Annotated in this window: 24 protein-coding genes; 22 read left to right on the plus strand and 2 right to left on the minus strand. The window is 31.8% G+C overall.

Annotated features, from left to right (window positions below; genetic code table 11):
• Positions 1-24: 24 nt before the first annotated feature.
• Positions 25-999: a DNA polymerase III subunit delta gene (gene holA / locus HMPREF2576_RS03545; protein WP_002468790.1), complete on the plus strand. Its 975-nt coding sequence runs from the start codon at positions 25-27 to the stop codon at positions 997-999.
• A 117-nt stretch (positions 1,000-1,116) separates the two neighbouring features.
• On the opposite strand, the gene rpsT is transcribed toward holA, so the two are convergent.
• Positions 1,117-1,368 (minus strand): 30S ribosomal protein S20, encoded by a 252-nt coding sequence (gene rpsT / locus HMPREF2576_RS03550; protein ID WP_001831221.1) that lies wholly within the window; start codon positions 1,366-1,368, stop codon positions 1,117-1,119.
• Positions 1,369-1,660: 292 nt separating this feature from the next.
• Between rpsT and lepA the strand changes: the two genes are divergently transcribed.
• From lepA to recO, 19 genes are all read left to right on the plus strand, one after another.
• A complete protein-coding gene (lepA, locus tag HMPREF2576_RS03555; protein ID WP_001831284.1) occupies positions 1,661-3,484 on the plus strand; it encodes a translation elongation factor 4 in 1,824 nt (607 codons plus the stop codon).
• Positions 3,485-3,602: 118 nt separating this feature from the next.
• Positions 3,603-4,727, plus strand: coding sequence for a radical SAM family heme chaperone HemW (gene hemW / locus HMPREF2576_RS03560; RefSeq protein ID WP_002468788.1), 1,125 nt, complete (start codon positions 3,603-3,605; stop codon positions 4,725-4,727).
• Positions 4,728-4,826: 99 nt separating this feature from the next.
• Positions 4,827-5,804: a heat-inducible transcriptional repressor HrcA gene (gene hrcA, locus HMPREF2576_RS03565; protein ID WP_001831038.1), complete on the plus strand. Its 978-nt coding sequence runs from the start codon at positions 4,827-4,829 to the stop codon at positions 5,802-5,804.
• A 28-nt stretch (positions 5,805-5,832) separates the two neighbouring features.
• Positions 5,833-6,465, plus strand: a complete 633-nt coding sequence (gene grpE / locus HMPREF2576_RS03570; protein WP_001831117.1) for a nucleotide exchange factor GrpE — start codon at positions 5,833-5,835, stop codon at positions 6,463-6,465.
• A 55-nt stretch (positions 6,466-6,520) separates the two neighbouring features.
• Positions 6,521-8,350, plus strand: coding sequence for a molecular chaperone DnaK (gene dnaK / locus HMPREF2576_RS03575; RefSeq protein ID WP_002446567.1), 1,830 nt, complete (start codon positions 6,521-6,523; stop codon positions 8,348-8,350).
• 144 nt (positions 8,351-8,494) lie between these two features.
• Entirely contained in the window at positions 8,495-9,616 is a 1,122-nt protein-coding gene (dnaJ, locus tag HMPREF2576_RS03580; RefSeq protein WP_002468806.1) for a molecular chaperone DnaJ, read from the plus strand.
• 3 nt (positions 9,617-9,619) lie between these two features.
• Complete coding sequence (gene prmA / locus HMPREF2576_RS03585) at positions 9,620-10,558, plus strand: 50S ribosomal protein L11 methyltransferase (RefSeq protein ID WP_001831256.1); 939 nt, start codon at positions 9,620-9,622, stop codon at positions 10,556-10,558.
• Between the two features lies 1 nt (position 10,559).
• Positions 10,560-11,312, plus strand: coding sequence for a 16S rRNA (uracil(1498)-N(3))-methyltransferase (locus tag HMPREF2576_RS03590; RefSeq protein ID WP_002456176.1), 753 nt, complete (start codon positions 10,560-10,562; stop codon positions 11,310-11,312).
• A 5-nt stretch (positions 11,313-11,317) separates the two neighbouring features.
• Positions 11,318-12,664, plus strand: a complete 1,347-nt coding sequence (gene mtaB, locus HMPREF2576_RS03595; RefSeq protein WP_001831098.1) for a tRNA (N(6)-L-threonylcarbamoyladenosine(37)-C(2))-methylthiotransferase MtaB — start codon at positions 11,318-11,320, stop codon at positions 12,662-12,664.
• Between the two features lie 125 nt (positions 12,665-12,789).
• On the plus strand, positions 12,790-12,966 hold the full coding sequence (rpsU, locus tag HMPREF2576_RS03600; RefSeq protein ID WP_000048060.1) for a 30S ribosomal protein S21: 177 nt from the start codon (positions 12,790-12,792) through the stop codon (positions 12,964-12,966).
• 845 nt (positions 12,967-13,811) lie between these two features.
• Complete coding sequence (locus HMPREF2576_RS03605) at positions 13,812-14,522, plus strand: NfeD family protein (protein WP_001831053.1); 711 nt, start codon at positions 13,812-13,814, stop codon at positions 14,520-14,522.
• A 14-nt stretch (positions 14,523-14,536) separates the two neighbouring features.
• Positions 14,537-15,526: a flotillin-like protein FloA gene (floA, locus tag HMPREF2576_RS03610; protein WP_001830989.1), complete on the plus strand. Its 990-nt coding sequence runs from the start codon at positions 14,537-14,539 to the stop codon at positions 15,524-15,526.
• 15 nt (positions 15,527-15,541) lie between these two features.
• Positions 15,542-16,225, plus strand: a complete 684-nt coding sequence (locus HMPREF2576_RS03615) for a hypothetical protein (RefSeq protein ID WP_002456484.1) — start codon at positions 15,542-15,544, stop codon at positions 16,223-16,225.
• A 285-nt stretch (positions 16,226-16,510) separates the two neighbouring features.
• Positions 16,511-17,458, plus strand: a complete 948-nt coding sequence (locus HMPREF2576_RS03620) for a PhoH family protein (protein WP_001831049.1) — start codon at positions 16,511-16,513, stop codon at positions 17,456-17,458.
• Positions 17,459-17,926, plus strand: coding sequence for an rRNA maturation RNase YbeY (gene ybeY / locus HMPREF2576_RS03625; protein ID WP_001831142.1), 468 nt, complete (start codon positions 17,459-17,461; stop codon positions 17,924-17,926).
• 1 nt (position 17,927) lies between these two features.
• Entirely contained in the window at positions 17,928-18,284 is a 357-nt protein-coding gene (locus tag HMPREF2576_RS03630; protein ID WP_001831257.1) for a diacylglycerol kinase family protein, read from the plus strand.
• Positions 18,284-18,688 (plus strand): cytidine deaminase, encoded by a 405-nt coding sequence (gene cdd / locus HMPREF2576_RS03635; protein WP_001830967.1) that lies wholly within the window; start codon positions 18,284-18,286, stop codon positions 18,686-18,688. The genes HMPREF2576_RS03630 and cdd overlap by 1 nt, the downstream gene beginning before the upstream one ends.
• Complete coding sequence (gene era, locus HMPREF2576_RS03640; protein ID WP_001831081.1) at positions 18,688-19,587, plus strand: GTPase Era; 900 nt, start codon at positions 18,688-18,690, stop codon at positions 19,585-19,587. The genes cdd and era overlap by 1 nt, the downstream gene beginning before the upstream one ends.
• 25 nt (positions 19,588-19,612) lie before the next feature.
• Positions 19,613-20,374, plus strand: a complete 762-nt coding sequence (recO, locus tag HMPREF2576_RS03645) for a DNA repair protein RecO (RefSeq protein ID WP_001830983.1) — start codon at positions 19,613-19,615, stop codon at positions 20,372-20,374.
• 129 nt (positions 20,375-20,503) lie between these two features.
• On the opposite strand, the gene HMPREF2576_RS03650 is transcribed toward recO, so the two are convergent.
• Positions 20,504-21,895 carry a glycine--tRNA ligase gene (locus HMPREF2576_RS03650; protein WP_002456487.1) on the minus strand — a complete coding sequence of 464 codons (1,392 nt, stop codon included), beginning with the start codon at positions 21,893-21,895 and terminating at the stop codon, positions 20,504-20,506.
• Positions 21,896-22,230: 335 nt separating this feature from the next.
• Between HMPREF2576_RS03650 and HMPREF2576_RS03655 the strand changes: the two genes are divergently transcribed.
• Together HMPREF2576_RS03655 and HMPREF2576_RS03660 are read left to right on the plus strand one after the other, a co-directional pair.
• Positions 22,231-22,854: a transcriptional regulator CcpN gene (locus tag HMPREF2576_RS03655; RefSeq protein ID WP_010959185.1), complete on the plus strand. Its 624-nt coding sequence runs from the start codon at positions 22,231-22,233 to the stop codon at positions 22,852-22,854.
• 11 nt (positions 22,855-22,865) lie between these two features.
• Complete coding sequence (locus HMPREF2576_RS03660; protein WP_001831146.1) at positions 22,866-23,684, plus strand: pyruvate, water dikinase regulatory protein; 819 nt, start codon at positions 22,866-22,868, stop codon at positions 23,682-23,684.
• Positions 23,685-23,823: the final 139 nt, after the last annotated feature.

Raw genomic sequence — 23,823 nt, forward strand, 5'->3', positions numbered from 1 at the left:
TGATATATAGAGGAAGGTGTACGTATGAGCAACAATATCTTCACTGTCTACGGTGAAGTACCAGAATTAGTCGAAAAGAAAACAAAAGAAATTGTAAATGATTATCTAGGACAAAAGATAGATGACTTTAATTATGTAAAATACAACTTGTATGAGAGTGACCTAACTCCGATTATTGAAGAGACACTTACTATGCCTTTTTTCTCAAATAAAAAAGCAATTGTTGTAAAGAACTCGTATGTTTTTACAGGAGAAAAATTTTCTAAAGATTTAAATCACAATTCTGACGAGCTTATAAAATTTTTAGAAAAATATGATGGTGAAAATCTCATTATCTTTGAAGTGTATCAGCCTAAACTAGATGAGCGCAAAAAACTCACGAAAACGTTGAAGAAAAATGCACAACTTAAGAAAATTGAACAAATGTCTGAAAAGGAATTAAAGCATTGGATTAAAAATACACTAAACAATAATTATAAAGATATTAAGCAAGATGCTCTTGAATTATTTATTGAATTAACTGGTGTTAACTATAATATTGTTTCTCAAGAATTAGAAAAATTAATTTTATTCATAGGTGAAAGACCTATAATTAATAAAGATGATATCGATTTAATTATTAATAGAAGTTTAGAACAAAATGTATTTCTACTAACTGAATACATTCAAAAAGGTAATAAGAATAAAGCTATACAATTAGTCAATGATTTAATTATTATGAAAGAGGAACCTATAAAATTACTGGCATTAATTACTAGTAATTATAGATTATATTATCAATGTAAAATTCTTAGTCAAAAAGGCTATAGTGGGCAACAAATTGCAAAGACTGTAAATGCACACCCTTATAGAGTAAAACTAGCACTCAATCAATCCCGACATTATAAACTAGAAAGTTTATTTAACATTATAAACGCTTGTGCAGAGACTGACTACAAACTAAAATCATCTTATATGGATAAACAACTCATTTTAGAATTATTCATACTATCTCTATAAAAAATTTGAGGTAGGAGATATAAAATAAATCCTATCGACAATAGAAATATTGGTTGTAAAGTAATAAAAAAGAGCCTAGGACAATTCGTTTTGTCCTAAGCTCTGTTTTAATAATCATTATTTATTAGCTGACATAAGTTTAGATTTAATACGGTCAGCTTTATTAGAATGGATTAAATTACTTTGAGATGCTTTGTCAACTTGTTTGATAGCAAATCTTAATAATTCATCTTTGTTTTCAGCATCAGTAGAGATAGCTGTTTTAGCTCGTTTCACAGCTGTACGCATAGCGTTTTTCTTAGAAATATTTCTTTCTTCAGCTGTTTCAGTTGTTCTTACACGTTTGATTGCAGATTTAATATTTGGCATTACTGTCACCTCCTAAAAGTGATCATAACTTATCAAAATTTATTTGATTACAACAAGAAATATTTTATCAAATGTCTTATATTTGTGCAATCATTTATTTAAAAGTAACTTCATTTGAATTTATTACTTTTTAATTGTTGGAATGAACTACTGAACTAGATATAATAGTTATGTTAGAATTTACATTTAATTAATTATGTCAAAGATATATTGCATTAAAGTAATAAAAACGTTACTATATCAAAGATACATAGAAGTGACAGGTTATAAAGATGAAAGCGAGAAGGATAAAATGGATAAGCAAGAACGATACAATAGAAGAGAAAATATTAGAAATTTCTCCATTATTGCTCATATAGACCATGGTAAATCGACATTAGCTGATCGAATTTTAGAGAATACAAAATCAGTTGAAACTCGAGAAATGCAAGATCAATTACTTGACTCTATGGATTTGGAAAGAGAACGAGGCATCACTATTAAACTAAATGCTGTTCGATTAAAATACGAAGCTAAAGATGGAGAAACTTACACATTTCATTTGATAGATACACCAGGACATGTCGACTTTACATATGAGGTTTCTCGCTCATTAGCTGCATGTGAAGGTGCAATTCTTGTAGTTGATGCTGCCCAAGGTATAGAAGCACAAACCTTAGCAAACGTTTATTTAGCATTAGATAACGATTTGGAACTTTTGCCAGTTGTTAATAAAATAGACTTGCCTGCAGCTGAGCCTGATAGAGTTAAGCAAGAATTAGAAGATGTTATAGGTATAGATCAAGAAGATGTAGTACTTGCAAGTGCTAAGTCAAATATAGGTATTGAAGAAATTTTAGAGAAAATAGTTGATGTTGTACCAGCACCGGACGGTGATCCAGAAGCCCCACTTAAAGCACTTATCTTTGATTCAGAATATGATCCATACAGAGGAGTAATATCTTCAATTCGAATTATTGATGGTGTTGTTAAAGCTGGAGATAGGATTAAAATGATGGCTACCGGTAAAGAATTTGAAGTTACAGAAGTCGGAATCAATACACCTAAGCAACTACCGGTAGAAGAATTAACAGTTGGTGATGTGGGTTATATTATCGCAAGTATCAAAAATGTTGATGATTCTAGAGTAGGTGACACAATTACTTTAGCTGAAAGACCTGCTGACAAACCGTTACAAGGATATAAAAAGATGAATCCAATGGTATTTTGTGGTCTATTCCCTATTGACAATAAAGACTATAATGACCTAAGAGAAGCTTTAGAAAAATTACAACTTAATGACGCATCCTTAGAGTTTGAACCAGAGTCTTCACAAGCACTTGGTTTTGGATACAGAACTGGATTTTTAGGAATGTTACATATGGAGATTATTCAAGAAAGAATTGAAAGAGAATTTGGTATTGAACTCATTGCAACAGCGCCTTCTGTTATTTATCAATGTATCTTAAAAGATGGTTCTGAAGTTTCAGTTGATAATCCAGCACAAATGCCCGAAAGAGATAAAATAGAACATATTTATGAACCATTTGTCAAAGCTACGATGATGGTGCCGAATGATTATGTAGGTGCAGTGATGGAATTATGTCAACGTAAAAGAGGTCAATTTATAAACATGGATTATCTTGATGATATAAGAGTTAATATTGTTTATGAAATTCCATTATCAGAAGTAGTTTTCGATTTCTTTGATCAACTTAAATCTAACACAAAAGGGTATGCTTCTTTTGATTATGAATTTATTGAGAATAAAGAAAGTAATCTTGTTAAAATGGACATATTACTGAATGGAGATAAAGTTGATGCTCTAAGTTTTATTGTCCATAGAGATTTTGCGTATGAAAGAGGGAAAGCGCTTGTCGAAAAATTAAAAACATTAATTCCACGACAACAATTTGAAGTGCCAGTTCAGGCGGCTATTGGTCAAAAAATTGTTGCACGAACAAACATTAAATCTATGGGTAAAAATGTTTTATCTAAATGTTATGGTGGAGATATCAGTCGTAAACGAAAACTTTTAGAAAAACAAAAAGCAGGTAAAGCTAAAATGAAAGCAGTAGGCAATGTAGAAATTCCGCAAGATGCATTTTTAGCAGTATTAAAAATGGACGATGAATAATGTAGATTAATGGGGTATAGACATTCTTAATGTCTTACCTCATTTTATAATGTCTAGAATGATATAAATATATAATGTAAAAACTATACTAAATGATTTAAAGATTGGTGGTTATAAAGTGAATGTAAAAAGTGCATATATTCATATTCCATTTTGCTATAGAATTTGTACTTATTGTGATTTCAACAAATACTTTATCGATAAACAGCCAGTTGATGAATACTTAGACGCACTTATTAGCGAGATGCAAGTTAAAAATAATAGAGACCTTGAAACAATGTATGTCGGAGGTGGTACACCGACAGCCTTGAATATGAGACAACTTGAGAAGCTACTTAGAGCAATTAATCAAACATTTACAATTAGCGGAGAATTTTCTTTTGAAGCTAATCCTGATGAGTTAACTTATGAAAAAGTTGCACTTTTAAAACAATATGGCGTAAATAGAATATCGATGGGTGTACAAACATTTAAACCTGAATTATTAAAAATTTTAGGCAGAACCCATAAAACTGAAGATATATATGATGCTGTTAGTCATGCCCGAAAGGCAGGTATTGAATCAATAAGTTTGGATTTAATGTATCATTTACCACAACAAACTATCGACGATTTTAAAGACAGCCTGGAGCGTGCCATTGCATTGGATATTGATCATATTTCAAGTTATGGATTAATTCTTGAACCTAAAACCCAGTTTTATAATTTATATAGAAAGGGACATTTAAAATTACCAAATGAAGATTTAGGGGCAGAAATGTATCGGTTTTTAATGGAGCGTATGAAAAACTCACCATTTCATCAATATGAGATTTCTAATTTTGGTAAACTTAATCATGAATCAAACCATAATAAAGTATATTGGTTAAATGAAGAATACTATGGCTTTGGTGCTGGTGCAAGTGGTTATGTAAACGGTGTACGTTACACAAATCTTAATCCAGTAAATCATTATATTAAAGCGATAAATGAAGGGAAAAAACCAATACTATCTGAAACGTCTCCTACTTATAACGAAAGAATGGAAGAAGAAATGTTTCTTGGTTTAAGAATGAATCAAGGTGTGAGTAAAAGCCGTTTTAAGAAAAAGTTTAATAAATTAATCGATGAGGTGTTTGTTGAAACTATTAAAGATTTGAGGTGTAGGGGACTCATAAAAGAAGAAGGAGAATTTATATCTTTAACCGAACGCGGAAAAGTTATAGGTAACGAAGTTTTTGAAGCATTTTTACTAAACTCATAAAAAGTTAGAAATTTTAGTGCTTTAACATTGACTTACTTTGACCAATTTGATAGATTATAATTAGCACTTGAGATAAAAGAGTGCTAATGAGGTGAAAACATGATTACAAAAAGACAATTAAGCATCCTTAATGCTATTGTTGAAGATTATGTTGATTTTGGACAACCGATTGGATCTAAAACTCTAATTCATCGTCATCACTTGGATGTGAGTCCAGCTACCATTAGAAATGAAATGAAGCAACTTGAAGAAATGCATTTCATTGAGAAGACACACACATCTTCTGGAAGGGTGCCATCTGAATCAGGGATTAGATATTATGTCAATCGCCTTTTAGAACAAACATCTCATCAAAGTCAAAACAAAATTCAACGTTTAAATCAATTATTAATTGAGAATCATTATGATAGTTCGACTGCACTCACAAACTTTGCACACGAATTATCTATGAAATCTCAATATGCAACGTTGGTAGTCCGCCCTAATCATAAACAAGATGTTATAAATGATATACATCTTATTCGTGCTAACAACCATTTGATTATTTTAGTAATGGTATTTTCCTCTGGACATGTTGAAAATATACATTTTGTATCACATGCTCAACTAAATAATATTAATTTAAATAAAATAGCAAACTTTTTGACCGAACATTTCAGTTTTAATCGTAAAGTACTAACTCAAAACATTGAGTCTTACTTTAGTCAAAAAGAAGAGCTATTACTTGCAAATGAAGTAGTTGAGATGATAAATTTACAAATTGGTAATCAAAGTAATAGCATTTATATGGGTGGAAAGGTTAAACTGATTGATGCGTTAAATGAGTCCAACGTTTCATCTATTCAACCGATTCTTCAATATATAGAATCAAATAAAATAACTGAATTATTAGAAGATATATCAACATCTCAAATCAATGTCCGAATTGGTAAAGAGATTGATGATAGTTTAAGCGATATATCAATTGTGACTAGTCAGTATCATTTTGATGAGTCACTAAAAGGTCAAATTGCAGTAATCGGACCAACTGCAATGCATTATCAAAATGTAATTCAATTATTAAACCGTATATGGTAGTAATTGGAATTGTATTGGAGGTCAGACTATGTCAGAAAAAGATCAGTCAGTGAATAATACTGAGGAAGATTTCAATGTAGAAACTGAAGACAATCAGAATGATACAAATATTGAAAACTCAGTATCTAACACAGATAATAGTGAAGCTAATGCTAGCGATTCAGAAAATAATTCAGAAGAAAGTATCAAGGATGAAGAGTCAGAGTCTCAAGATACTAAAATTAAAGAATTAGAAAAGCTTGCAAATGACAATGAAGAAAAATATTTAAGATTATATGCTGAATTCGAAAATTATAAACGTCGAATTCAAAAAGAAAATCAAATTAATGCTACTTATAAAGCTCAAGGTGTTTTAACTGACATTTTACCGTCTATAGATAATATTGAGCGTGCACTACAAATTGAAGGTGATGATGAATCGTTCAAATCACTTCAAAAAGGAGTGCAGATGGTTCATGAAAGTTTACTAAGAGCTTTAAAAGACAATGGTCTTGAAGAAATTTTAGCTGAAGGTAAGGAATTCGATCCTAATTTACATCAAGCTGTCGTTCAAGATGACAATCCTGATTTTAAATCAGGAGAAGTTACTCAAGAATTACAAAAAGGATACAAACTTAAGGATCGTGTTTTAAGACCATCAATGGTAAAAGTAAATCAATAATTTGATTGAAAATACATTGAAATAAATAAAATGATTAAATTGGAGGAATTATATTATGGGTAAAGTAATTGGAATTGATTTAGGTACAACTAACTCTTGTGTTTCTATCTTAGAAGGAGATGAACCAAAAGTAATTCAAAACCCAGAAGGTGCACGTACTACACCATCAGTGGTTGCATTTAAAAATGGTGAAACTCAAGTGGGTGAAGTAGCAAAACGACAAGCTATCACAAACCCTAACACTGTACAATCTATTAAACGTCATATGGGTACAGATTATAAAGTAGATATTGAAGGTAAATCATATACACCACAAGAACTTTCAGCAATGATTTTACAAAATTTAAAAAGCACTGCAGAAAACTATTTAGGGGATACAGTAGACAAAGCTGTTATCACTGTCCCTGCTTATTTCAATGATGGTGAACGTCAAGCAACTAAAGATGCTGGTAAAATTGCAGGCTTAGAAGTTGAACGTATTATCAACGAACCTACAGCTGCTGCACTTGCTTATGGTTTAGATAAAACTGAAACAGATCAAAAGGTTCTCGTATTTGACTTAGGTGGGGGAACATTTGACGTATCTATTCTAGAGTTAGGCGACGGCGTATTTGAAGTATTATCAACTGCCGGAGATAATAAACTTGGTGGCGATGACTTCGACCAAGTGATTATTGATTATCTTGTTTCAGAATTCAAAAAAGAGAATGGTGTAGATTTATCACAAGATAAAATGGCATTACAAAGATTAAAAGATGCTGCCGAAAAAGCTAAAAAAGATTTATCAGGTGTTTCTCAAACTCAAATTTCATTACCATTCATTTCTGCTGGAGAAAATGGCCCATTACACTTAGAAATTAGTTTAACTCGTTCTAAATTTGAGGAATTAGCTGATTCATTAATCAAAAAAACTATGGAACCGACTCGTCAAGCATTAAAAGATGCTGGTTTATCTACTTCAGAAATAGATGAAGTTATTTTAGTTGGTGGTTCAACACGTATTCCGGCCGTTCAAGAAGCTGTTAAAAAAGAAATTGGGAAAGAACCACATAAAGGTGTTAACCCAGATGAAGTTGTAGCAATGGGTGCTGCTATTCAAGCTGGTGTAATCACAGGTGATGTTAAAGATGTAGTATTACTTGATGTTACGCCATTATCTTTAGGTATCGAAATTATGGGTGGACGTATGAACACATTAATTGAACGTAATACTACTATTCCAACCTCCAAATCACAAGTTTATTCTACAGCAGCTGACAATCAACCAGCAGTAGATATTCATGTATTACAAGGTGAACGTCCAATGGCATCTGACAACAAAACTTTAGGAAGATTCCAATTAACTGACATTCCACCTGCACCACGTGGTGTACCTCAAATCGAAGTAACATTTGATATCGATAAAAACGGTATTGTTAACGTTACAGCTAAAGATTTAGGTACTAATAAAGAACAAAACATTACAATACAATCAAGCTCATCTCTATCTGATGAAGAAATCGATCGCATGGTGAAAGATGCTGAAGAAAATGCTGAAGCAGATAAAAAACGTCGTGAAGAAGTAGACTTGCGAAACGAAGCAGATAGTCTAGTATTCCAAGTTGAAAAAACAGTTAAAGATCTAGGCGAAAATATTAGTGATGAAGATAAGAAAAATGCTGAAGAGAAAAAAGATGCACTTAAAACAGCATTAGAAGGTGAAGACATCGACGATATTAAAGCTAAAAAAGAAGAACTTGAAAAAGTAATTCAAGAATTATCTGCAAAAGTTTATGAACAAGCTCAACAAGCACAACAACAAGCTCAAGAAGAACAAGGTTCTCAAGATAGTACTGTTGAAGATGCAGACTTTAAAGAAGTTAAAGATGACGAAGATAAAAAATAAGTTTAGTATCTAACTTATAATTATCTATTAATTTTTAGTAAAAAAAGTCAAAGTCAATCGATCATTGACTTTGACTTTTTATTTGGATATTAAGAAACAATTAGATAAACTATTCTTGTTAAACGTATAAAAGGAGAGGTAATTATGGCCAAAAGAGACTATTATGAAGTCTTAGGCGTAAACAAAAGCGCTTCTAAAGACGAAATTAAAAAAGCTTATCGTAAATTATCAAAAAAATACCATCCAGATATAAATAAAGAAGAAGGCGCAGACGAAAAATTCAAAGAAATCTCCGAAGCATATGAAGTTTTAAGTGATGAAAACAAACGTGCAAATTATGATCAATTTGGTCATGACGGACCACAAGGCGGATTTGGAAGTCAAGGCTTTGGTGGCAGTGACTTTGGTGGATTTGAAGATATTTTCAGCTCATTCTTTGGTGGCGGTTCACGTCAAAGAGATCCTAATGCACCTCGCAAAGGTGATGACCTTCAATACACAATGACAATAACATTTGAAGAGGCTGTATTCGGGACAAAAAAAGAAATATCAATAAAAAAAGATGTAACATGTCATACATGTAACGGTGATGGGGCTAAACCTGGTACAAGTAAAAAAACTTGTAGCTATTGTAATGGCGCTGGTCGTGTTTCTGTTGAACAAAATACTATTTTGGGTAGAGTGAGAACTGAACAAGTTTGTCCTAAATGTGAAGGTAGTGGACAAGAATTTGAAGAACCATGTCCAACATGTAAAGGAAAAGGTACTGAAAATAAAACAGTTAAACTAGAAGTAACTGTTCCTGAAGGCGTAGATAACGAACAGCAAGTTCGTTTAGCTGGAGAAGGTTCACCTGGTGTTAACGGAGGACCACATGGTGACCTATATGTGGTGTTCAGAGTTAAACCATCTAATACATTTGAACGTGATGGAGACGATATCTACTATAATCTAGATATTAGCTTTTCACAGGCTGCACTAGGTGATGAAATTAAGATACCTACATTAAAAAGTAATGTTGTTTTAACCATTCCGGCAGGTACACAAACGGGTAAACAATTCCGACTTAAAGATAAAGGTGTAAAGAATGTTCATGGTTATGGCCACGGGGACTTATTTGTCAACATAAAAGTGGTTACACCAACAAAATTAAATGACCGTCAAAAAGAATTATTAAAAGAATTTGCTGAAATTAATGGTGAAGATATAAATGAACAGTCATCTAATTTCAAAGATAGAGCGAAAAGATTCTTTAAAGGAGAATAGTCAATGAATTGGATGGAACTCTCAATTGTAGTTAATCACGAAGTAGAATATGATGTTACAGAAATTCTTGAAAGTTATGGCTCTAATGGAGTTGTAATTGAAGATTCAAATATTTTAGAAGAACAACCTGTTGATAAGTTTGGAGAAATTTATGACTTAAACCCTGAAGACTATCCTGAAAAAGGAGTTCGATTAAAAGCTTACTTTAATGAGTTCACTTATAATGAAAACTTAAAATCCAACATCAATTATGAAATATTAAGTCTTCAGCAAATTGATAAAACAATTTATGATTACCAGGAAAAACTTATTGCCGAAGTAGATTGGGAAAATGAATGGAAGAATTATTTTCATCCATTTAGAGCTTCAAAACAATTTACGATAGTACCAAGTTGGGAATCATATGTTAAAGAAAATGATAACGAATTGTGCATTGAATTAGATCCAGGTATGGCTTTTGGAACAGGTGATCATCCAACGACAAGTATGTGTTTAAAAGCAATTGAAACTTTTGTAAAACCAACTGATTCAGTTATCGACGTTGGAACAGGGTCAGGCATTTTAAGTATTGCTAGTCATTTACTTGGAGTTCAAAGAATAAAGGCATTAGATATAGATGAAATGGCTGTAAATGTGGCAAAAGAAAACTTTAAGAAAAATCATTGTGATGATGCAATTGAAGCAGTTCCAGGTAATTTATTAAAAAATGAAAATGAGAAATTTAATATCGTTATTGCAAATATTCTTGCTCATATTATTGAAGAAATGATTGAAGATACTTATAATACTTTAATTGAAGATGGTTATTTTATCACATCAGGTATTATTGAAGAAAAGTATCAAGATATAGAATCACAAATGAAGCGTATTGGTTTCAAAATTATTTCAGTAGAACATGACAATGGCTGGGTTTGTATAGTTGGTCAGAAAGTGAGTGGATAATTTGCAAAGATATTTTATGAATCAAAGCGCTGATGAAAATCAGTGCTTTTTTATTGAAAACAAAGAAGACTATCATCATATCGTGAATGTTATGCGCTATAAAGAAGGACAAAATATTATTGTCACTTTTTCAGATGAAAATGTATTCAAATGTAAAATTATTTCAATAAACGATCAATCGATTGAAATTAAATTAGTAGAAAAGCAACAAATTAACACTGAACTACCTCAGAACATTACAATATGTAGTGGTTTAATCAAAGCAGACAAATATGAATGGATGATACAAAAAGCAACTGAAATGGGGGCAAATGAGTTTATAGCTGTAGCCATGGAACGTTCTGTGGTCAAGCTCAATGATTCTAAAGTAGAAAAGAAATTATCGAGATGGCAAAAAATTATAAAGGAAGCTGCAGAACAAAGTTATCGTTTAACAATACCAAATATAAAATTTAAGTCGAATTTAAAAGAAATTTATGGTATGATAAGTCAATATGACTATGTTCTTATAGCATATGAAGAACAAGCAAAGCACGGTGAATTAAGTCAATTTAAGCAAACAATTAAACAATTTAAGACACAGGATCGTGTTTTAATCATATTTGGACCTGAAGGTGGGCTATCAGATAGTGAAATTTCATTATTCGGTGATGTAAGTACTATAGTTGGATTAGGTCCACGTATCTTGCGTGCTGAAACTGCACCTCTTTACGCTTTAAGTGCAGTAAGTTATGAAAAAGAATTATTGGGGTGAAGATTATGTCAACAGTTGCGTTTCACACATTAGGTTGTAAAGTAAACCATTACGAAACTGAAGCAATTTGGCAATTATTTAAAGATGCAAATTATGAAAGAGTAGAATTTGAAACAAATGCTGATGTATTTGTTATTAATACATGTACGGTGACAAATACAGGGGATAAAAAAAGTCGTCAGATAATAAGAAGAGCTATTAGACAAAATCCTGATGCAGTCGTTTGTGTAACTGGGTGTTACGCACAAACATCATCTGCCGAAATTATGGAAATCCCTGGTGTTGACATCGTTGTAGGTACTCAAGACCGACATAAATTATTAGATTATATACAACAATTTCAGGACGAGAGACAACCTATTAATGGTGTAGGCAATATCATGAAAAATAGAACTTATGAAGAATTAGAAGTTCCTTACTTTACTGATAGAACACGTGCTTCATTAAAAATACAGGAAGGCTGCAATAATTTTTGCACGTTCTGTATTATCCCGTGGGCACGTGGATTGATGCGTTCTAGAGATCCAGAAAAAGTAGTAGAACAAGCTACTCAACTTGTTAACTCTGGTTATAAGGAGATTGTATTAACAGGTATTCACACTGGTGGTTATGGGCAAGACCTTAAAAATTATAATCTAGCACAATTGCTAAGAGATTTAGATACTATTGAAGGGCTTGAACGTATACGTATTTCTTCTATTGAAGCAAGTCAACTTACTGATGAAGTTATTGATGTCATTGGAAACTCAAATAAGGTGGTACGTCATTTACATATACCGCTACAATCTGGGTCTGATGATGTGTTAAAACGTATGAGACGTAAATATACCATGGCACACTTTTCAGAAAGATTGACAAAATTACATCAAGCATTACCTGATTTAGCAGTTACTAGTGATGTAATCGTTGGTTTCCCTGGAGAATCTGAAGATGAATTCCAAGAAACTTACGATTTCATCGTAAATCATCATTTTTCAGAGTTACACGTATTCCCTTATTCTCCTAGAATAGGAACGCCTGCTGCAAGAATGGACAATCAAATTGATGAAGAAACAAAAAATGTTCGTGTACACAAACTAATTAGTCTAAGTAATCAATTAGCCAAAGAATATGCTTCTAAATTTGAAGATGAAGTTTTAGAAGTTATACCTGAAGAAATGGGTGAAGAACCACATACACTTGTTGGCTATGCTGACAATTATATGAAGGTAAGATTTGAAGGAGATGACTCATTAATAGGTCAAATAGTAAAGGTCAAGATAGTTAAAGCCAATTATCCAATTAATGAAGGCAAAGCAATACGTGTTGTTAAACATGCAACGAATCAATCTGAAAAAGAAGTACTTGTTTAATTAATAAAAAATTGTAAATTTTACTGATTGACCGTCATTTAGAGTTATATTATACTAATAACTGCATAGTTTTACTATGCAATGACTATAAAGTTCCGTTGATATTTGGAGGGAGGGAAATACAGATGTCTAAAACAGTAGTACGTAAAAATGAATCACTAGAAGATGCTTTACGTAGATTTAAACGTTCAGTATCAAAAAGTGGAACTATTCAAGAAGTACGTAAACGTGAATTTTACGAAAAACCAAGCGTAAAACGTAAAAAGAAATCTGAAGCTGCACGTAAACGTAAGTTCAAATAATTAATAGCTCTGTTGACTCCCTCAACAAGAATGTTAATTATATATTAGGACAGAATTTGAATTGAATTCACTGTTCTATCGAAAAATGAAGACTAGAACTGATTTATTTGTTTTTAACTTATTTCAGTTCTGGTCTTTAATTGTTAATAAGTAAAAAACTTGGGACAATGTCCCAAATATCGAAAAAAACACTTTCGTTGAATTCATATTAAAATTGATTCATGCGAAAGTGTTTTTCTATTAAAAGGAAATCTTATTCAATAGAAACAAAATATCAAGTAGTTGAAATGAAAGTAGATGAGTATAATTTAAAACAATTATGGAACCATTGAATATTCAAAATCATACACAAGTTAAGTATTGTTGGCGATGATATAAAAATATTATAAGCTACACATTTTCTCAACATACTAGAAAATATCAGAAAAGATATAGAATTGGAGATTAAAAGAGTATAAGGTAATGAAAAAACGGTATCAGCAAAAATGATTGAATTAGTGGAGCACTTAAAACTAAAATATCTATCCAAACTGATAATAAAAGTATTGTGCATATCTAAATTACCATAATACTATGATAGAAAGTTTCCATTCTTTTCAAGCGTGTGTTATTAATTATGCTCAGTTTTTTATTTTTATGCCCCGACTTCACGCTTGTACCTATAACAAACTGTTGTAACTAAATCTAAATGCGTTTGAGTAATAGTTAAAATGCTTTGATTTTATATTGTCTAATATTGCGTTTTTATTTTACTAAATTAACATACTATTTTTATTATAGATAAGTAAATGACTATATGATATGTTTCATTTCATGTATAATTATTTTGAGGGCGAGGTGAAAAAATGGATAACTTACATCTAATACATATGCTATTTATGGCAAAACCTTTAAATGGAATGAATTGGGTTGAAAACCTTGCACAGTTTATCACTCAACCTTTTGTTTCTCTTATTTTCACTTGTATTATATTTATTGGCTTTTTATACCAACTATATTCAAAGCGCATAAACTTAATGGGAATAATAGCATTACTTGCTTTACTACTTTTATTTTTAGCATTCCTAATTAATGGTGATGTCAATGTGATGTCAGTATTACTGTTTACAATTGGCCTCATACTACTGATTGTTGAATTATTTGTTATAGGCGCTGTAATAGGTATTATTGGTATTATTCTAATAACACTAAGTATTATTATACTTGGTGACAATATTTTATTAATGCTTGGAAATGTTATAGTTGCATTAATATTATCAATTGTAGAATGGGTGATTTTAGTGAAAATATTCAATAGAAAAATTCCATTTTTAGATAAAGTTATTTTAAAGGATTCAACAAATTCTGAAGCAGGTTATCGTTCACATGACGACCGCTCTCATCTTGTAGGAAAAACTGCACATACTGTTACCGATTTAAGACCAGCAGGAATTATAACTTGTGACAATGATCGAATAGACGCAGTATCTGATGGATCATTTATTTTACGTAATCGACAAGTTAAGATTCTTGAAGTTGAAGGTACACGTGTTGTTGTTAGAGAAATCGAAAAATAAAAAGGAGCGATTTAATGTTTAGTATTGGTTTTATAATCATTGCAGTCATTATAGTAGTTGCACTACTCATTCTGTTTTCATTTGTTCCGGTCGGATTATGGATTTCAGCACTAGCTGCTGGAGTACATGTTGGAATAGGCACACTTGTGGGGATGCGTTTAAGACGGGTTTCACCAAGAAAAGTTATCGCACCTCTGATCAAAGCGCATAAAGCTGGTTTAAACTTAACTACAAATCAACTTGAGTCTCATTACCTAGCAGGCGGTAATGTTGATCGTGTTGTAGATGCAAACATTGCAGCACAACGAGCAGATATCGACTTACCATTTGAGCGAGGCGCTGCCATTGATTTAGCAGGTAGAGATGTATTAGAAGCAGTACAAATGTCAGTTAATCCAAAAGTTATTGAAACGCCATTTATTGCAGGTGTAGCGATGAATGGTATCGAAGTTAAGGCGAAAGCTCGTATTACCGTACGCGCTAACATAGCAAGACTTGTTGGTGGTGCTGGTGAAGAAACAATCATTGCTAGGGTCGGAGAAGGTATAGTATCTACAATTGGTTCTAGTGAGCATCATACAGAAGTGCTCGAGAATCCAGATAATATCTCAAAAACAGTACTAAGTAAAGGTTTGGACTCTGGAACTGCATTCGAAATTCTATCTATCGATATTGCCGATGTTGATATTAGCAAAAACATCGGTGCTGATTTACAAACAGAACAAGCACTTGCTGATAAGAACATTGCACAAGCTAAAGCAGAAGAACGTCGCGCAATGGCTGTTGCTTCTGAACAAGAAATGAAAGCGCGTGTTCAAGAAATGAGAGCTAAAGTTGTTGAAGCTGAATCCGAAGTGCCTTTAGCTATGGCGGAAGCATTAAGATCAGGCAATATTGGAGTTAAAGATTATTATAACCTTAAAAATATTGAAGCGGATACAGGTATGAGAAATGCAATAAATAAGCGCACTGATCAAAACGATGATGAATCACCACAACAATAATGAAGAGGTGATAAGATGAATATTGGCATTATCATTTTCATCATATCTGTGATAATTACAGGTGTTAGCGCATTACGAGATAAAAGTCACGAGGACAGACAAAATCAAAGACCCAATCAAAAAACCTCAAACGAGCAACATCAAGAAGGTGGTTTCTTTGAAAAATTAGAAAAAACTTTTCAAGAAATTAGTGACGAATTAAATGATGAACCTGAAAAAAAACAGAGTAAACCTTTTGAAACTTCATTACCACCACTGAACGAAGATTGGAATGAAAATGAAAAGAAAAAAACATCACATCATAAAGAAAAACAAAATACTTCACAATCCAAACGTCAAACAACGTCTACTCATGAACATCAAAATATCCCTCAGCCAGATAAAACAACATCAAGAGATGATAATTATGAAAAACTTAAGCAAGAACTTGAACAAGATGTAACTAAAAATTTAATTGACGTACGTAAAGAAATTGATAAAGAAAAAGAAAAGCAACTTGTTATGATTGAGAGGAAAGCTCAAGACATTATCAACGATAAATATCTTTCAGAAAGAACAAAACGATATAGAATAAAACAACTACTAAATTCTAGGAATGTTGAGAAAAACATGTCGCGCTCTGCTTTTCAATATGATAGTGATGAAGTTATTAATGGTATTATTTGGTCAGAAATTTTAAATAAACCAAAACAGCTTTAATTATTTTTTTCAAACATTAATTTAAATATTTAAGCATATAAGAGAGTATATTGTAATTTATTACGGTATACTCTCTTTTTAGTTTGTCTAAAAACACGTATTTTAGTAAAATTTAATTAAGATTTAAAATGAATTTTAGCTATGAATGATAATAAGAGTTTAATTCAACATTTATTTATAGCAAGCATGATACAATATTGATGTATCAAGCTAAAATTTATATTATGAAATTTATCTCATGTTGATGAAACATTAAATTTACGTAACTTGAAAAGGAGCGCGTTTATGCCAGGAATAATTCAAATTGACGATATTAATCAATCTCAAGCTTTAATAGGAAATAACGATGAAAACCTAAAAGCGATTGAAGCACATTTTAATGTCGTAATACATGCTAGAGGTCAAGAAATTGCTGTTAAAGGTGAAAAAATAGAGCATGTTGAAAAAGCAGAATTAGTTCTAAAGAATTTACTTAAAGTAATTGAATTAGGTAATACAATTACGCTTAAAGATGTAGAAGCTGCTATAAAAATGGCCGACAATAATACAATTCATCATTTATTAGATTTATACGATGAAGAAATTACAAAAGATGCTTATGGTAAAACAATTCGTGCTAAGACTATGGGACAACGTATATATATTAATGCTATGAAACGTAATGATTTAGTATTTGGCATTGGTCCAGCTGGAACTGGTAAAACCTTTTTAGCAGTCGTATATGCGGCTAAACAACTACGTAAAGGATCTGTTAAGCGTATTGTTCTAACGAGACCTGCTGTTGAAGCAGGTGAATCTCTAGGATTTCTACCAGGCGATTTAAAAGAAAAAGTAGATCCATATTTAAGACCTCTTTACGATGGGTTAAATACTGTTTTAGGTAGAGAGCAAACTCAAAGACTCATCGAACGAGGTGTAATAGAAATTGCGCCATTAGCATATATGAGAGGTAGAACCCTAGATGATGCATTTGTTATATTAGATGAAGCTCAAAATACGACACATGCACAAATGAAAATGTTTCTTACCCGCTTAGGATTTGGATCAAAAATGGTTGTCACTGGTGATCAAACTCAAATCGATTTACCAAAAGGTGTAAAAAGTGGTTTGAAAGAAGCGGTAAAAAAACTAAGTGGTGTCAGCGGCATAAGTATCATGAAAATGGATCAAAGTGATGTAGTTAGACATCCACTTGTAAGTAAAATTATTAATCGTTATGAAGGAGTTGAATAAATGTTTACTATAGATTTTAGTGACCATACAGGTCTAGTAGAAACGTCTTGGTTTGACCAAATAGATCAATTATTAACATTCGCTAAGAAGAAAGAAAATATTCATAATGATGCCGAATTGTCAGTAACTTTTGTAGATAAAGATGAAATTCAAAATATAAATAAAGTATATCGCGACAAAGATAAAGTTACTGATGTCATCTCATTTGCTCTAGAAGAAGATGAACCAGAAATAGATTTCAATGACTTTGATATACCACGTGTTCTAGGTGATATTATTATATGTACAGATGTTGCCAAAGAACAATCAGAAAGCTACGGACACTCATTTGAGCGTGAATTAGGATTTTTAGCATTACATGGCTTTTTACATTTGCTAGGATATGATCATATGAATGATAATGATGAAAAAGAAATGTTTGGTCGACAAGATGCTATACTAAACGAATTTGGTCTAACTAGAAATTAATATGAAACGTTTTAAATATGCATATGAGGGTTTTTGCGCAATTTTAAAAAAAGACCAAAATTTCTTATTACACATTTTAGCGGCCATAATTATTATCATATTAGGATTTGTGTTAAATATTGATCGTATAGATTGGATATTAATCATCGTAGCTATAGGACTTGTTTTAAGTTTTGAAGCTATTAATACCTCAATTGAATTTGTTGTTGACCTAATTACAACTGACTATCATGAATATGCAAAATACGCTAAAGATATAGCTGCGTTTAGTGTTGTCATCGTTTCAATCGTTTCAATATGTATTGGGTTAATCGTTTTTTTACCATATATATTAGAAATATTTAAGGGAGGAATGTAATGAGTTATCAATCACACTACTTTAAAGAAGTCCGAGAGGCACAAAAAAATGCTTACGCACCATACAGTAACTTTAAAGTTGGTGCTTATTTAAAGACGAAAGATGGTCGATGTTTTTATGGAGCAAATGTTGAGAACGCTGCATATCCGATGGGAATATGTGCAGAAAGATCAAGTTTAGTAAGCGCTATATCAGAAGGTTATCAACCAGGTGATTTTGAATCCATTACAGTTACTGTCGATGCTGATAAACCATCATCCCCATGTGGCGCATGTCGCCAGGTGATGATGGAACTTTGTGATAAAGATATGCCTGTATATATGACCAATCAAAACGGAGATATGATAGAAGCTACAGTTGATGAATTATTACCATTAGGATTTTCTGGAAAGGATTTAAATTAATGACAGAACATAAATCAGGATTTGTTTCAATTATCGGTAGACCTAATGTAGGTAAATCTACCTTTGTAAACAGAGTAATAGGACATAAAATTGCTATTATGTCAGATAAAGCTCAGACGACTAGAAATAAAATACAAGGTGTGATGACAAGAGATGATGCTCAAATCATCTTTATCGATACACCTGGTATCCATAAGCCTAAACATAAATTGGGAGATTACATGATGAGAGTAGCTAAAAACACACTTTCTGAAATTGATGCTATTATGTTTATGGTTAATGTAAATGAAGATATAGGTAGAGGAGACGAGTATATAATGGAAATGCTAAAAAACGTCAAAACACCTATATTTTTAGTTTTAAATAAAATTGATTTGGTTCATCCAGATACATTGATGCCAAAAATTGAACAATATCAGTCATATATGGATTTTACAGACATAATTCCAATTTCTGCTTTAGAAGGGTTGAATGTTGATCATTTTATTGATGTATTAAAATCTTTTTTACCAGAAGGGCCTAAATATTATCCTGACAATCAAATTTCAGACCATCCTGAGCAATTTGTGGTGAGTGAAATCATTAGAGAAAAAATTCTACATTTGACTAGTGAAGAAATTCCACATGCAATTGGTGTCAATGTCGATCGTATGATTAAAGAGGATGAAGATAGAGTACGTATTGAGGCGACAATTTATGTTGAAAGAGATTCACAAAAAGGTATAGTAATAGGTAAAGGTGGTAAAAAGCTTAAAGAAGTGGGTAAACGTGCACGTAGAGATATCGAGATGTTACTTGGCTCGAAAGTTTATCTTGAATTATGGGTGAAAGTACAACGTGATTGGAGAAATAAGGTTAATTTTATAAGACAAATTGGATATGTTGAAGATCAAGATTAATCAATAGAAGGTTGGTGATCAACTGATGCTAATGAAACAAAAGGGCATCATTATCAAATCTGTTGATTATGGTGAATCAGACAAAATTATTACAATTTTAAATGAATACGGAGCTAAAATACCACTAATGGCCAGACGAGCAAAAAAAGTTAAGTCTGGACTTCAAGCAAATACACAGCTTTTCGTATATGGCTTATTTATATATAATAAATGGCGAGGCATGGGAACACTAAATTCTGTTGATGTGATTAATCAACATTATGAACTCCAACTCGACTTATTTGAAAGTAGCTATGCATCTTTATGTGCTGAAACAATTGACCGATCAATGGAAGAGAATGAGGTTTCAAAATATAATTATGACTTACTTCAATTTGTTCTTTCCAAAATTAACGAAGGAACCCCTGCACAATTAATGTCTGTAATCGTCTTATTAAAAAATATGTCTAAATTTGGATTCACAGCTTCATTTGATCACTGTGCAATTACCGGCATTCAAGATCAATCAAAACTTATAGCGTATAGTTTTAAATTTGACGGTGCTATTTCAGAATCTGCATTATATCAGGATCAACATGCTTTTCATCTCTCTAATCGCACCTTATATCTTCTTAATATCCTGCAGCAATTACCTATAAGTAAGATGAATCATTTAAATATTCAGCAAGACATATTAAATGAAATGTCTGAACTACTTATCATGCTTTATCGTGAGTATGCTGGTATGTTTTTTAAAAGTCAAAAATTAATAAACCAATTAAATAGATTAGAAAAAGATTCATTGTAAAAAGATTTCTATTATAATGAAAGATCTTAAAATAAATTTATCAATAAAAAGCTCCTATCTTTTGTTGTTAAAACTTAAGATAGGAGCTTTATTCGTATTCAAAATTTTTACTTATAACTAAATAGTAAACTAAAATTTAACTTTCTCAGCTAAAAATGTTTCAAGTTCTGATATAGGCATACGTACTTGTTCCATACTATCTCTGTCACGCACTGTTACTTGGTTGTCCTCTAATGAATCAAAATCAAAAGTAATACAATATGGTGTACCTATTTCATCTTGACGACGATAACGTTTACCAATAGATTGTGATTCATCAAAGTCTATTGCAAAGCTAGAGCTTAGTTGTTCAAAAATTTTAATAGCTTCACTTGATAATTTTTTACTTAATGGTAATACTGCCGCTTTATATGGTGCTAAAGCAGGGTGGAAGTGCATAACTGTACGTGCATCTTTACTACCTTCAACACCTTCTTCAGCATACGCGTCACATAAAAATGCTAAAGTCACACGATCTGCACCAAGAGATGGTTCAATACAATAAGGAATGTATTTTTCGTTTGTTTCAGGATCGTGATATTTAAAATCTTCACCTGAATGTTCACTATGTTGTCTTAAATCATAGTCTGTACGACTCGCAATACCCCATAATTCACCCCAACCAAATGGGAATTTATATTCAATATCAGTAGTAGCATTGGAATAGTGTGATAATTCATCTTCATCATGATCTCTAAGGCGCATATTGTCTTCTGAGATGTTTAAATCTGTTAACCATTCACTTGCAAAAGTTTTCCAATAATTTTGCCACTCAATTTCTTCGCCAGGTTTACAGAAGAATTCAAGTTCCATTTGTTCGAATTCTCTTGTTCTGAAAATAAAGTTTCCTGGTGTGATTTCATTACGGAATGATTTACCAATTTGACCAATACCAAAAGGTAATTTTTTACGCATAGAACGTTGAACATTTTTATAGTTCACAAAAATACCTTGAGCTGTTTCAGGTCGTAAAAATAATTCATTAGTAGAATCTTCAGTAACACCTTGGAAAGTCTTGAACATAAGATTAAATTGACGGATATCGGTCCAGTTTGCAGTCTTACTGACCGGACAAACAATTCCTTCATCATCTATAATTTTTTTCATCTCATCAAAACTTAAGCCATCTGCTATAAAGTTTTCGTCACCTTTTTCATTTTGCATATAATCTTCGATTAATTTATCTGCACGATAACGAATTTTACTGTCCTTATTATCAATCATAGGATCATTAAAATTTCCTAAATGTCCTGATGCTTCCCATGTTTTTGGATTCATAAGAATCGCAGCATCAATACCCACATTGTAAGGTGATTGCGTAATAAATTTTTGCCACCAAGCTTTTTTAATATTATTTTTTAATTCAACACCTAACGGACCATAATCCCATGTATTCGATAATCCACCATAAATATCACTACCAGGGAATACAAATCCTCTATGCTTCGCAAGTTGTACAATTGTATCCATATTTTTAACCATAAAAGCCTCTCCTTATACATAAAAACGCCCCAAGACAATACACATAGATTATGCAATATTATCTTGGGACGAGTTTAAATTATTTAAAACACATTGTTGTAATAACATGTGTTTATTTACTTTTCAACCCGCGGTTCCACCCAAATTAGTGTAAACACTCGCTTTTATAAAAATTTAATCATATGCCAAAATATATTTGTTAAGCTCACACCATCCTTAACTCGCTTATTAATAATTCTAATTGAAATAATTTTTAATAGCAAGTGTTTATATGTATTTGTAGCAATTGAAAATAAAAGTTATAATGAGTAAGTATTAAAAAGGGGTGAAGACCTATAGAATTAAGTCAAAGACAAGAACAAATAATAGAGATTGTTAAATCGGAAGGACCTATCACGGGCGAGCATATAGCTGAAAAAATCAATTTAACTCGTGCTACATTACGTCCTGACTTGGCTATACTCACGATGTCTGGTTTTATAGAGGCACGTCCTCGAGTAGGTTATTTCTATTCTGGTAAATCTAAAAATAAAATCATAAACGAAAAATTACGAAAATATGTTGTAAAAGATTATATGTCGCATCCTGTTGTCATAAAAGAAAACATGACTGTTTATGATGCTATATGTACCATCTTTTTAGAAGATGTCAGTACATTATTTATTACAAATGAGAATAACGATTTTGTAGGAGTATGTTCTAGGAAAGACTTACTTCGTGCCTCAATGATTGGTGAGGACATACATACAATGCCTATCAGTGTAAATATGACTAGAATGCCTCATGTTTCATATTTAAAAGAACAGGAACTCGTTATTTATGCTGCAAATCAAATGATTGATAAAGAGATAGATTCATTACCAATTGTTAGACCTAAAGAAAACGACAAATTTGAAGTAATAGGTCGCATCTCTAAAACAACAATCACTAAATTATTCGTTTCATTATTTAAAGAATAGGTGGTAAGTACATGGATAATATAAAGATAATTGTTGCCTCTGATTCAATTGGTGAAACTGCGGAACTCGTTGCAAGAGCAGGCGTTTCACAATTCAACCCTAAACAATGTAAGCATGAATTCCTTCGATATCCATATATCGAATCATTTGAAAATGTTGATGAAGTGATTCAGGTTGCTAAAGATACGAATGCAATCATTGTTTATACATTAATAAAACCCGAAATTAAAAAGTATATGATATCAAAAGTCAATGAACATGCATTGAAATCTGTTGACATCATGGGTCCACTAATGGAATTGTTATCGAATTCTATTGAAGAAACACCTTATTATGAACCAGGAATGGTTCACCGATTGGACGATGCTTATTTTAAAAAGATTGATGCAATCGAATTTGCTGTTAAATACGATGACGGAAAAGATCCTAAAGGATTGCCGAAAGCAGATATTGTGTTACTTGGCATTTCAAGAACATCAAAAACACCTTTATCTCAATATTTAGCACATAAAAGCTATAAAGTAATGAATATTCCAATAGTACCTGAAGTGACTCCACCAGACGGTTTATTTAATGTTGATCCATCAAAATGTATTGCGTTAAAAATTAGTGAAGAAAAATTAAATCGTATACGTAAAGAGAGATTAAAACAATTAGGATTAGGTGACAAAGCTAGATATGCAACTGAAGCAAGAATTCAGGAAGAATTAGATTACTTTGAAAAGTTAGTCGATAAGATTGGTTGTCCTGTTATTGACGTTTCAGATAAAGCCATTGAAGAAACAGCAAATGATATTATTCATTTTATCGAACAAAATAAATCGAAATGATTTCTTTTCCAATAAATTGAAGGTATAATAATAGAACTTTAATAAGATTGCTACCATAGAAATAAATGTATTTTATAGGTGGTATTTAATGTTTGAAATATATTCCTTCATTCTTTTAGCAACCACATAAAAATAAACA

The sequence above is a fragment of the Staphylococcus sp. HMSC063F05 genome, from assembly GCF_001837075.1.
In the GTDB taxonomy this organism is placed as follows: domain Bacteria; phylum Bacillota; class Bacilli; order Staphylococcales; family Staphylococcaceae; genus Staphylococcus; species Staphylococcus epidermidis.